At 67.6% G+C, this 12,109-nt stretch carries 9 protein-coding genes; 4 read left to right on the top strand and 5 right to left on the bottom strand.

Annotation, left to right across the window (positions count from 1 at the left end):
* Positions 1-160: 160 nt before the first annotated feature.
* The 3 genes from NBX02_RS05725 to NBX02_RS05715 all read right to left on the bottom strand — a co-directional run bounded on the left by NBX02_RS05725 (position 161) and on the right by NBX02_RS05715 (position 3,994).
* Positions 161-1,141: a hypothetical protein gene (locus NBX02_RS05725; RefSeq protein ID WP_250290309.1), complete on the bottom strand. Its 981-nt coding sequence runs from the start codon at positions 1,139-1,141 to the stop codon at positions 161-163.
* A gap of 145 nt (positions 1,142-1,286) precedes the next feature.
* Positions 1,287-1,745 carry a hypothetical protein gene (locus tag NBX02_RS05720; RefSeq protein WP_250285680.1) on the bottom strand — a complete coding sequence of 153 codons (459 nt, stop codon included), beginning with the start codon at positions 1,743-1,745 and terminating at the stop codon, positions 1,287-1,289.
* A gap of 5 nt (positions 1,746-1,750) precedes the next feature.
* Complete coding sequence (locus tag NBX02_RS05715) at positions 1,751-3,994, bottom strand: hypothetical protein (RefSeq protein WP_250290307.1); 2,244 nt, start codon at positions 3,992-3,994, stop codon at positions 1,751-1,753.
* Positions 3,995-4,557: 563 nt separating this feature from the next.
* Here NBX02_RS05715 and ureG point away from each other — a divergent pair.
* Entirely contained in the window at positions 4,558-5,391 is an 834-nt protein-coding gene (gene ureG, locus NBX02_RS05710) for an urease accessory protein UreG (RefSeq protein WP_250285682.1), read from the top strand.
* A gap of 149 nt (positions 5,392-5,540) precedes the next feature.
* On the top strand, positions 5,541-6,929 hold the full coding sequence (locus NBX02_RS05705) for an urease accessory protein UreD (protein ID WP_445548282.1): 1,389 nt from the start codon (positions 5,541-5,543) through the stop codon (positions 6,927-6,929).
* Between the two features lie 10 nt (positions 6,930-6,939).
* Here the strand turns inward: NBX02_RS05705 and NBX02_RS05700 are convergent, their stop codons facing one another.
* On the bottom strand, positions 6,940-7,497 hold the full coding sequence (locus NBX02_RS05700) for a PaaI family thioesterase (protein WP_250285683.1): 558 nt from the start codon (positions 7,495-7,497) through the stop codon (positions 6,940-6,942).
* A gap of 296 nt (positions 7,498-7,793) precedes the next feature.
* Between NBX02_RS05700 and NBX02_RS05695 the strand changes: the two genes are divergently transcribed.
* Entirely contained in the window at positions 7,794-8,444 is a 651-nt protein-coding gene (locus NBX02_RS05695) for a TetR/AcrR family transcriptional regulator (protein WP_250285684.1), read from the top strand.
* Positions 8,445-8,695: 251 nt separating this feature from the next.
* On the opposite strand, the gene hpnH is transcribed toward NBX02_RS05695, so the two are convergent.
* Positions 8,696-9,700: an adenosyl-hopene transferase HpnH gene (hpnH, locus tag NBX02_RS05690; RefSeq protein WP_250285685.1), complete on the bottom strand. Its 1,005-nt coding sequence runs from the start codon at positions 9,698-9,700 to the stop codon at positions 8,696-8,698.
* 1,156 nt (positions 9,701-10,856) lie between these two features.
* Here hpnH and NBX02_RS05685 point away from each other — a divergent pair.
* A partial coding sequence (locus tag NBX02_RS05685; protein ID WP_250290303.1) for a serine/threonine-protein kinase occupies positions 10,857-12,109 on the top strand: 1,253 nt, incomplete at its 3' end.

Below are 12,109 nucleotides of genomic sequence, written 5' to 3'. Positions count from 1 at the left end.
TGAAAGTATCCACCATGACCCGGCACATCGGCTCATACCGGCGTCTTCTTTACACCGTGGCCCTGCCTGTCGGCGCCGGGCGGGCCGGCGGATGTCCACGGATTCCGCCACGGGGGCGGTCAGCGAGGGAACTACGGTGGGAACGATACCGATCGTGGTTCTAGAATGCGGGGACCGTGCTGGTCGTGGCGTTGCCGGTGGAGGTCTTCTCGAGACTGATCTCCCAGTTCGCGTTGGGGTCGAACGAGTCGTCGAACTTCTCGAAGGAACAGTCCCGGGTGAACCCGCGGCGGGCGGCGTCCCAGTCGCTGCCGGACTTGAAGTAGACCCAGTAGGTGCCGGCGATCCCGGTCACCGTGGCATTCGAGTTGCTCCGCACGTAGACGGTGAGCTGAGGCTCCGCCGGGTTTCCGCTGGCCACCAGGACGGCGACGTCGGTGACATCGCCGTTTTTGATCCGCAGGCTTCCGGACCCTCGCCGGCCGGATCGCTGGACGACCGCGCCGTTGGCCGCACGACGGTCGGTGATCTGAGGGGCCGTTGGCTCCAGCGGCAGCATCAATTCACCGAACTTCAGATTGATCTCGGAAAAACTCGCCATGGCCGTCTTGTAGGTGCCGGACTTCACCGCACGGTAGACGTCTCGCCTGGCCTCGTACAACTGCGTTTGCAGTGCGCTCTGCACGCCGCAGGAATTCAGTTTCGTCACGTCTGCCGAGGAGATGTCCTTCTCCAGCCTGTTCCAGACGAGGAGAGCGCTTTCCAGCACAGCATGCTGCTCACGGGCCTGGTATGGCGGTGTGACCGTCTGGATATAGTCCGACTGCTGGCGCAGCGCCGTGGCGAGATCAATTCGTGCGGAGTCGACCTCCGCGAGAGTGGTCGCCGCCAGAACCCGGTCCACGGCAGGGCGTACCGCCTGTTCGACCCTGGTCAACACGGCCTGGTATTCGTCAGGCGCCAGCGCCGGTTTCGATATGGAGCCCGTTCCCGACGAAGAACTCGATCCCCCCGCTCGCCCACCCGAGCCGGCCGTGGGCGCGGAGGTGCCGTCGACGATGAACGCGATGGCGATGATGAGCGTCAGGATCCCCCATGCCACGGACGCGCCCAGCAGACTCGTACGTCGAACGCTCCCCATGACCGTCCCCGACTCGGTTGCAGTGATCACATCGTACATACCGCACCCCCGAGCCGCCCGGAAACCAACACACTGTCAATTCCCGACAGGCACCAGCCAACAGGACGACCATCGGACCTCCACCACCAGCAAGCCGTAGCAGGCCCTACTCCGCACCCCAGATCGAAATTCCATCAAGATCGACGGATGTGCCAACGGGGAAATCCTCGAGGCCCTTTTCCGGCGACCATCTCGCAAGGACGAGATCAGCGTTCCTTGTCAGAATGCACGACCACTGGAAATTTTTGACAAAATCCTCGAACATCATCCTCGCCAAGGATTCCTGTCGCCCCCCGCCCCCCGGCCTTGAGATCCAGATCTCCCAGTAGTATGGATAGTCGTCATAGATTGCCCGATCTTCCTGCTCCCGAGGCTCAGGGACGGAGACATCATTTTGCAGAACCGCACCGCCAACGGTGCCTTCCAAGCCTCGATAGCCCTTTCTGTACACCGAGATACCGTCCTCGAAACGAACAATATCGAAATCCATGCCATCGGCAATCCTGACGGTTACCTCAGGAAGGTCGAGATCGGATTTGAAGAATATCTGATCGGTGTCAGACACAGCCCTCAACCTCCACGCAGCTCTGCGGAGCCGTCCGGCCTGGTAATCAAAATTCCACCATCAACCTTCCGGGCCATCATACTCGACCCGTCTCCGAGAAAAATACGTACCTGCGCCGGAAACGGCTGACCAGCGGCATCCCCGAGGGCATCTGCCGCCGGGCCGCCCGCGGCCTGCCCCCACGCCTTCTTGATCCCCTCGTACGCATCCTCCGCCCTCAGTCCCACCTGGCGTCCGTCAATGACCGCCCCACCATCACCGGAAGTCTGCTTTCCCGCCTTAAGAATGTTCCTTCGAATCGCGTTCTTGCTCGAGCTTTCAAGCGTCTTGAGCTCTGTAACAAGGCCCGGATCATCGGGATCACTACGGACAATGACATCGGGGTTCTGCTGGTTACGCACAGTATGATCAGCCGGGAGAAACCGCACGTCCGAACCCTCGTCGACAAGCACACGAGCGATATCGATCTCCTTTTTTTGAACGTCTCCTATGACGCCATGAATACCCGGCCGAAAAAAATCACCGAGAGGGCCGGGGACGAGCGAAGACATGTCGACCGAAGAGCTGGATAAAGATTCACCATCCGGTGCTGATTCCCTCTGGAAGCCATCGGATTCCTGTCGCTTGGCATCCAACTGCGACCCGGTGACTTCCGGGCCGTCGGGCGTAGCCGCAGCATCGTTCGCCCGACTACCATGATTGAATTCGCTGAAGCCAGTGCCGGGTTCGTCAGAGCGAATCCGATCGGGAGTGCTCGAGGGAGCGCCGTCCGGGTCTGCGAGATTGTCGCTGTGCCCACTGTTGGAGTTTCCCTTATTGTCGCCGCTGTCCGCATGACCCTTGTTTCCGCCGCTGTCGTGGCCGTTGTCGGCGTGGTCGTTGTCGGCGTGGTTGGGGCCGGTGGTGGACGGGGGTTTGTCGGGGTGGGTGGTGATGGTGGTGTCGGCGGCGCGGTCGAGATTGGCGGTGGCTTCTCCGGCTTCTCCGGCTGTCCGGTTTGTAGAATGTGCCGCGGTGTTCTCGGGAAAGCGGACGGACGTGGTCCGGACGGCCGCGGCAGCCGCCGGATCGGAACCGGCCACGATATCCGTCCTGGCCGCGCGTGACGTCCCAGCCAGATGTGCTGTCCCGGCCGGATCGGTCACCGCGCGGCGGACGGCGGCGGCTGCCGAGGCCAGCCGCTGGCGGCCGGTGGCGATCGCGCCGAGCGCCATTTCCTGACCGCCGTGCGCAAGCGCCCGGCCGCCGCCCAGCAACAGCTTTCCGGCGTCGGCGGCGCTCCGGATACCGGCGACCGCCCGGCTGCCACCACGTACCCCCTGGACCAGCGCGCCGACCGTCGTCAGGCCTTTTGTGCCAGGCACGACGCCGAGTAAGGCAAACGCGACGTCCCATCGGGACGCCCGCCCCCTGTCATACTCCATCAAAGTGTCGGCGAGGACGACGACAGCGGCGGCGAAAACGACCCAGGCGGCCGGGCCTCCGACAATGAGAGCGACCACACCCAGAACCGCGACGGTGATTTTCGCGACCTGGACGGCGGACGTCCAAACCTTCCCCGCAGCATTTCCGATCCTCTCCCACGAATACCACGGCTTGTTTCTGATCCCGGCATCGGAGGCGGCCCGGATCGCCTGCACGCAGACCTTGGCGGCGTCCGCGCGCATGGCTTCTGCGGACAACGCGAGCCGGCGGGCGGCGTCCAGTTCGCTCTGCCCGTCCTGAACGGCACCTTGTATCTGGTCGAGCCTGGCCTGTGCCGCGGCCCGGTTACGGCTGGCCTGCGCCACCTGCGCCGGATCGGGCGACGGGGGGATACGCATGGGATAACTGGAAGATGTCGAGGAAAGGTCGGCAAGGGCCACCGTGTCCGTGGCCAACGCGGCCTGGGCTGGGCCGAGGAGGTTCCGCGCATTGTCCCGCTGGAAACGCGCGTCGCGGCCCCGGGCCAACGCCCGGTCAGCCTGAATCTGTGCCGCGGCCAGAATCGGCTCGTAGGCTGTCAGCGCGTCTCCGGCCATCCGGTAGGACGTTTCCAGTTTCCGCAGCTGCTCAGGGAATTCCGCGAGCTCCTCCCGGAATGCGTCCCCCGCCTCCCCCAGCCATGATTCGACGGCGCCGCCGGTGTGCAGGGACTCCACCTGCCCGCGGGCGTACTCGACGTCCGCGGCGAATTCGAGATATCTGCGCGCCAGCTGCCGTACCGAGAAGGGGTCGCCTGGTGTGGGGTCCGCATCCAGGTCCAGCACGGCCCAGTCGGTGGGCCGGTTCACCGGAGCGGCCCACCGACGGCGGGACCGGAACCACCCGGGCAGATGAGATCAGGCCGGGCCACGCCCCTGCGAACAGCCACGCCCCTGCGAACAGCCACGCCCCCGCGAACAGCCACGCCCCCGCGAACAGCCACGCCCCCGCCAGTGGGTGTGCCGCCGCCGGCGGCGTCTTCGCGAACGGCCGTGCCGCCGCAAGCAGCTATACGCCCGCGAAGAGCGCAACTGCGATGCACCGTATGAGCATAAACTATTGCTCAACGTAATGTAGAACCGTTGTGACGCATACGGGGAACCTGTGATCAAAAATGGTTGGCCCGTGCGGGGGAGAGGTTCTGGCCGGTGGGGCAGTCGTCAGGTCATGTGTTCAGGTCATGTGTTCAGGCGCGGGTGCGCGTACCCGGCCGGAGGTATGAAACCCCCGGACGCCAGGTCGCGCATGCCGGGGTGCGGATGCTCTCCGGGCAGGCACGTCCCCGTCCGGCGGTCATCAGGCCACGCGCCCGTGTGCGGGGCCGGGAGAAGTTCGGGAAGGTGTAGGGATGCATCGCGAGCACGACCTTCAGATGTTTCCCGCGACGGGCGGCGGCCCGGCCCGGCGTACCGGCACCGGACATCCACCTGAAGCGGCGCAACCGCCAACACCCCAGACAGCAACGCCCCAGACAGTGGGGCCGCGTGCACTCGGAGATGCGCGCCCGGACGGCCGGGCGGTCCGTATCGGTGTCGGTGGGCCGGTGGGCAGCGGCAAGACCGCGCTGGTCGCGGCGTTGTGCCGGGCCCTCGCCAGCACCCTGCGGCTCGCGGTCGTGACCAACGACATCTACACCACCGAGGACGCCGACTTCCTGCGCGCGGCCGGCGTGCTCGACCCGGCGCGCATCCGCGCGGTCGAGACGGGATGCTGCCCGCACACCGCCATCCGGGACGACATCACCGCGAACCTGGACGCCGTCGAGGACCTGGAGGCGGACTTCGGCCCGCTCGACCTGGTCCTGGTCGAAAGCGGCGGCGACAACCTGACCGCGACCTTCAGCTATGGCCTCGTCGACCGGCAGATATTCGTCATCGACGTGGCCGGCGGCGACAAGGTGCCTCGCAAGGGCGGCCCGGGCGTCACCAACAGTGATCTTCTTGTCATCAACAAGACCGATCTCGCGCCGCTCGTCGGCGCGGACCTCGGCGTCATGGCCCGGGACGCCGAACGGGTCCGCCACGGCCGTCCGGTGCTGTTCACCTCACTGACAACGCGACCGGGAGCGGCCGAGGTGGCCGACTGGGTCCTCGCGGTGCTCGCGGGTTCTTCGCGGCACGTCCGGTCGCGGTCTCCGGATCACCCCGCCGCCCAGGTCGCCGCCCCGGGCCGGCCGTCCTGAACCAGCCCGGACCGCGCCCGATCAGCACGCGCCCGATCGGCCCGCGCCCCGCCGCACCTTGCCGGGCCGGAGCCGGTCACACTGGACCCGATCACACCGGGCCCGGTCGGCCCGCTCGCGACGACGTCGGGGACAGTATCGAGGACGAGTTGACGGACAGAAGGGAAACGGCCGCCGGGATGACCGGCGTCGGTTCAGGCCGGCCACCGGCACGCATCGATCGAACGTCGATCAGCGCGCACGCGGTCATCCGGATCGAACCGATCACGGATGGCAACGAGATCGGCCCCCGCGAGGCTCGCGGCAACGAAGTCAGTGGCAACGGGGCCGCTGGCAACGGTGTTCGGGCCGGGGGTACCCGCGACATCGGGATCAACGGCCACCGGACCGGCGGCGAGGCGCACGACGGCCGGATCCGTGACAGCGGGATCCGAGTTGGCGGGATCCGAGTTGGCGGGGTACGGGTCAGCGAGCTGAGGTCGCAGGTGCCGCTGGTCCTGCGGCGTACCGGGGGTTGGACGCGCCCCGGCGACGGGCTGCCGACCGTCACCGTGCATCTGGTGAACGCCGCGGCCGGGCCGCTTGCCGGCGACCAGCTGCGGCTGGATATCACGGTCGGTGCGGGTGTCCGGCTGGTGCTGCGCACGACGGCCGCGACCGTCGCGCTGCCCGGGCACGGCGAGCAGCCGTCGCTGTTCGACGTCCACGCCGATATCGGGCCGGGCGGCGCGCTGGAGTACCTGCCCGAACCGACCGTGGCCGCCCACGGATGCCGGCACCGGATGCGGGCGACGATCAGGCTCGCGGCTGACGCCCGCCTGCTGTGGCGGGAGGAGATCGTCCTCGGGCGTTTCGGTGAGCCACCTGGCTCGATCTCGTCCACCCTTCGGGTCGACGTCGAGGACAGCGCCGCGGACGAGGGCAGCGCTGACAACGTCGCAGGCAATGTCAGGAACGACGTCGGGGGCGACGCGGGTGATACCGACACGAACACCGACGACCACGCGGGCAGTGACACGGCTGGGGCAGCTGACAACACCGGAGCGAACGACATCCGGCAGAACGACGGCGCTGGTCGGAGCGTTCGGAGTGGTCCGAGTGGTCCGAGTGGTCCGAGTGGTCCGAGTGGTCCGAGTATCCGGCCGCTGCTCCGGCAGGCCCTGCACCTGGATACGGCGGCTCCGGGCCTGCACGGGCCGGCGGTCCTCGGCGGCGCCCGCGTGATCGGCGCGCTGCTGATCGCCGGGCCCGGGCCGGACGGGCTGGGCCTGCCCGCCGGCACGACCGGCACCATCGGCCCCACCGGCACCATCGGTCCCGCCGACATCGGCAGCTCCACTGGCACTGGCGGAGACGCCGTCGGTGCCGACATCAGCACCGACGGCGGGACGTTCGCCGCGCTCCCCCTGGCCGGGCCAGGTGTTCTCGTCAGCGCGCTGGCCTCCGACGCGGTCACTCTCCGGCGCTCCCTGGAGGCCGGGGCGACAGCCGTATCCGCGCGGACAGCCGTACCTTCGCGAACGGGCGAGACCGCGTGAACGGTCCGCGCTACGTGCCCGAGGTGGCGCTCTCCAGCGGAAAGACCAGAAAGGTGCTGCTGGCGGTCGCGACCACCTTGCCGGCGGCGTCGCGGACATCCCCCTCGGCGAACGCGACCCGGCGGCCGGGCTTAGTGACCCAGCCGTGCGCGGTCAGTTCGGCGGGACGACCGCTGACCACCCGTACCGGGCGAAGATAGTTGACCTTGATTTCGATGGATGTGTACCCGGAGCCGGCCGGCAGCGTCGTGTGCACGGAACATCCGGTGACCGTGTCCAGCAGGGTGCAGACTAGGCCGCCGTGAACCGTGCCGAGAGGATTGTAGGCGGACTCGTCCGGAAGGCATCGGAAGACGACGTCGCCTTCGGTGACCTCGTCTATCCCGAAGTCGAAGTGAGCGGTGATCGGCGGGGGCGGCACCCGGCCGTCCCGGATCGCCAGGAGAAAGTCCAGGCCGCTCATCGTCCGCCCCACCGCGGCGGTAGGCAGTGGATCATGCCAGGTGACGGTCTTGCTGCGTGGCTCGCCCCAGGCCGAGGCCGTTGCAGGCGGCTCGATTGTCGTCATGATGCCGAGAGTAGAGCGTATCCGATGGATGTCGGCCCGATGGATGCCGCATCCGGTGGACGCCGGCCAGATGGATGCCGGTCGATGTGGGCGGCCGTGATTGCGCAGCGGTCGCGCGGATCCGGCACATGTGCGAGCGTGGGCGCATCCCGAAGGAGAGCGGCCGTAGCCTGGCGATGGCGTGACCGGTGGATAGCGTTATATTATTAAAAGTATTTGACAGGCTCCGACGCAGTGACAAATATTCCTACGGCTTGACTCACTCATTAGAGGACTGAGTGCAACATAATCGACGAATGACCAGAGCCAGCGGGAGCGAGCATCCAGCCGCCACCCGCCAGGCTCTCCTGGCCGCCGCCCGGCTGCGGTTCGGCACCCAGGGCTACGCCGCCACCGGCACCGAGGAGATCGTGGCCGATGCGCAGGTGACCCGCGGTGCTCTTTATCATCATTTTCGCGACAAAGCGGACCTTTTCGGCGCTGTCATGGAGCAGGTCGCGCTCGAGGTCGCCGAACAGCTCGTGACCACCGAACTCAGGCGGGCCACGGACGAGTCGGACACGGACGCCTGGGAACAGCTACGCGCCGGGTTCCAGTCCTTCCTGGACATCTGCACCGACAGCGACTTCCAGCGCATCGTTCTGGTCGACGGCCCGGCCGTGCTCGGGCATGACGCGTGGGACGTCCTGGTCGAGCGTTACGGCTACCGGCTGCTCGCCGAATGGCTGGCCCGGGCCATCGAGGAGGGGCGGATCGACCCGCTGCCCGTCATGCCTCTCACCCGGGTGCTGGCGGCCGTCCTGTCCGAGGCAAGCCTGTTGATCGGCCGGGCCGGTGACCCGGCGCGGGCGCGCCAGGCGCGCCAGGAGGCGGGCGAGGTGCTGGACCGCCTGCTGGTCGGTCTGGAGGCGAAGAACGGCCTGGTGGCGAAGGACGCCGTTTCGTAGGCCGTCCCCACGAGCCGCGGGCCATCTTCAGGGGCCACGCACCGCCGTTCTCGCACCGGCCGCCGAATGACCCACGCACGGCAGGGGCCGGCCACGATCGACGCGGCCGGCCCCTGCCTGAAAAACATGTCCGGATATAAAAAACTACATTCAGGGCAACGGTTGTTCGCCGATGGGTAGTCGTCCACCGATGGGCGACCACCCATCGGTGGACGACTACCGACCACACCGGCCGGACACCGCTGCCGGTCTCAGACGCTGCGCATGGCGCGCAGGGACTCCTTCAGCGAGGACGTGGTGGCGAGCACCGCGGAGGTCTCGTAGCCGCAGTGCGCCATGCAGTTCGCGCAGCGCGGGTCCTTGCCCCGGCCGTAGGCGTCCCAGTCGGTGGTCTCGACCAGCTCCTTGTAGGAGGAGACGTAGCCGTCGCTCATCAGGTAGCAGGGCTTCTGCCAGCCGAAGAGCGAGTAGCTCGGGATGCCCCACGCGGTGCAGGAGAGATCGCGCTTGCCCTCCAGGAAGTCCAGGAACACCGGCGAGTGGTTCAGCCGCCACTTGGCACGCCGGCCGTCGGCGAAGACCTTGGAGAACAGCTCGCGGGTCTGCGTGACCCCGAGGAAGTGCTCCTGGTCGGGTGCCTTCTCGTAGGCGTAGGCGGGCGAGAGCTGGATCTGGTCGACCTTCACCTCGTCGTTGAGGTAGGCCAGCACGTCGATGACGTCCTGCGGGCTGTCGTTGTTGAAGAAGGTGGAGTTGGTGCCCACCCGGAAGCCCGCGGCCTTGGCCTCCGCGATCGCGGCGATCGCCTCGTCGAAGGTACCGTTCTTCTCCACCACCGCGTCGTGCCGCTCCCGCAGCCCGTCGATGTGGACGATGAAGGTGAAATACGGCGACGGTGTGAACTTCGCCATCTTCTTACGGAGCAACAGCCCGTTGGTGCACAGCAGGACAAACTTCTTGCGGGCAATGAGCTGACGAACGATCTCGTCGAGCTGCGGGTGCATCAGCGGCTCACCGCCGGCGATCGCGACCACCGGCGCGCCGCACTCCTCCACGGCGGCCATGGCGTCCTCGACGCTCATCCGCTGCTTGAGCACGGAGGCCGGGTGCTGGATCTTTCCGCAACCGGTGCACGACAGATTGCACGCGAACAGGGGCTCAAGTTCGAGAACAAGCGGGAAGTGCTTGCGCCGCAGCACTTTCTGCTTGGCCAGGTACATCCCGATCCGCAACGAGTAGCGCCACTCCACCGCCACGGCAATACCGTCCTTCGGCGTCGACGTCGTACGGCCGTACGGCCGCTCCACCACAAGAACATACAGGGTGTACGTACAGCTTGTATGTCCGTCGTGGACGTCGGATCGGCCACTGTCCGCCCGGGGCGGGCCGGGTGGCCCCTGTGGCAACGGCATCCGTCGCCACAGGTCAGCGGGATTGTCATGCGGCCACGTCGGCAACCGGACAGATCACCTGTCACGCGTCCGACAACACTCGGGGCGCGCCCGGCCGGGCCGGAGGGCACTCCCGCGGCGGACCTGACAGCCCGCCGGCCGGCGCTGGCCACCGGCGGCGGCGACCATGCCCGGAGGGCCCGAAGGCCTCATCGGCACGGTCCCGCGGCCGCGACGCGGCGGGTCCCGGGACCCGCCGCGCACCCGGATATGAGCATCCGGACGTGAGCACCCGGACGTGAGCATGGCCACCTGCGCGAAATGTGAGCACGGTCACCACGAACGCGGCATCGCGCATACGCCCCTGTGAACAACGCCGCCCCGTGAACAACGCTGCCCCGTGAACAACGTGGCGCTGTGAACAACGTGGCACTGTGAACATGGACACTCCGGAGAACACGGACACCACCGGACACGACGGCGTGAGTATGGTCACCCACGGAACATGACAGCCCCGGAAACCATCAACTTCGGAAACCATCAGAAGTGGATCAGTTGCGTCCGCAACACGTCCCACTCCTTTTCGGTTTATTAGGACAACGATTTGACCAGGACGGCGGTTTAGCCGACGGGCCGCACGGCCGGGACCAGCCCCGGCCCGCCTGCCGAGCGGGCCGCATGCCCGCCGGATCCCGGCCGGGCAGCCACCCGAACGCCGGACGAGAGGTTATCTCAGTCACAGAATTCCCCGGGATGGAACGCATACCATCGCCATGGAACCCGTACTTCCCCAAATCGGTGACGGATGGCCCGCGTCGCCGGCCCATCATAATTCCTGGTGGAACCCGGCGGAAGTTGCGTGGGCCCCACCGGCGGGCCGGCGAAGCCGTCAGCCAAAGGGCAGCGGTCCCGACGCCTAATATCAGCGGAAAGCAACAGGACATCGGCACGGAGGCCACATGGGGTTGAGCACGTGTTGCGCGGCGAGCGCGAAGGCGGGCGTATGACACCAGGCGGGCACTTGGTCACGCACCTGGTCGGCGAGCGGTTCCAGCTCGTCGAGCGGCTCGGCTCGGGCGGGATGGGGACGGTCTGGCGCGCGTTCGACACCGACAGCAATGTTGAACGCGCGCTGAAAGAGATCCGTATTCCTGACCATCTCCCGGCCCGTGACCGCGAGATGCTGATCGAGCGTGCCCGCCGCGAAGCGCGTAATGCCGCCCGGCTCGGCGTCCATCCGCATGTGGTCACCGTTCACGACCTGGTCGAGGACAACGACACGCGGTGGATCGTCATGGACCTGGTATCCGGATGTTCACTGGCAACAATGATCACACGCGACGGCGCGCTGGACGAGCGGGAAGTGGCCCGGATAGGCATCGCCCTGCTGGACGCGCTGGCGCACGGTCACCGCAAAGGCGTTCTGCACCGGGACGTCAAGCCGTCGAACGTTCTGATCACCGCTGACGGGACCGTGCGGCTCACGGATTTCGGGATCGCCGTCTACGAGACCGATCATCGGATCACCGCCGCCGGCGGCCTGGTCGGCACCCCCGCCTACATGGCTCCCGAACGCATCCGCGGTGAGGACGGCGGGCCCGCCAGCGACCTGTTCTCGTTGGCGACGACCCTGCTGCACGCCGCGGAGGGCATCTCCCCGTTCGGGCGGGACACCACCTTCGCCACCATGCACGCCGTGGTCTACGAGGCCCCGACCGTACCGACGCGGGCCACCCGGGCCTACTCGGTGCTCAGCCCGATCCTGGCCAAGGAACCGTCCGCCCGCCCGCCGGCGGAGCGGATCCGCCGGCAGCTACAGGCTCTGCTGCGCGCCGCACGGCCGGGCCCGCTGCTGGTCCCGAACGACTGGCCGGCCACGAGCGTCGCGCCGACGACCAACGCCTGGCCGGCCGCGCGAGCCTTCTACGAGGCCCCGACCATGTCCTGCGCGCCGATCGACCGGCCGTATCCCGGTGACTACGAGCACACCGTCCACGAGCTCGACACGATCGGCATCGAACTGCCGGCCACCGACGCGGCGCAGCCCACCCCGTGGCGGGAGGCGGCGCCACGGCGGGCACATGCCGAGCCGTCCCAGCGGGAGCCGTCCCAGCGGGAACCGTCCCAGCGGGAACCGTCCTACAGCGACCCGGCCACCATCGAACAGCCCATCTGGACCGGGCCGAACCCGCCACTGCCCCGTCCGCGGCCCGGCCGGGCCAGGCGCTCGGCGGGCCGCCAGCCCTCCCGCCGAGGCCTGTTGCTCGCCGGTGC

This window comes from Protofrankia sp. CiP1_Cm_nod1, from assembly GCF_920888515.1.
GTDB lineage: Bacteria > Actinomycetota > Actinomycetes > Frankiales > Frankiaceae > Protofrankia.
Note: the sequence above shows the minus strand (reverse complement) of the source record. Positions and strands in the feature narration are given on the sequence as shown.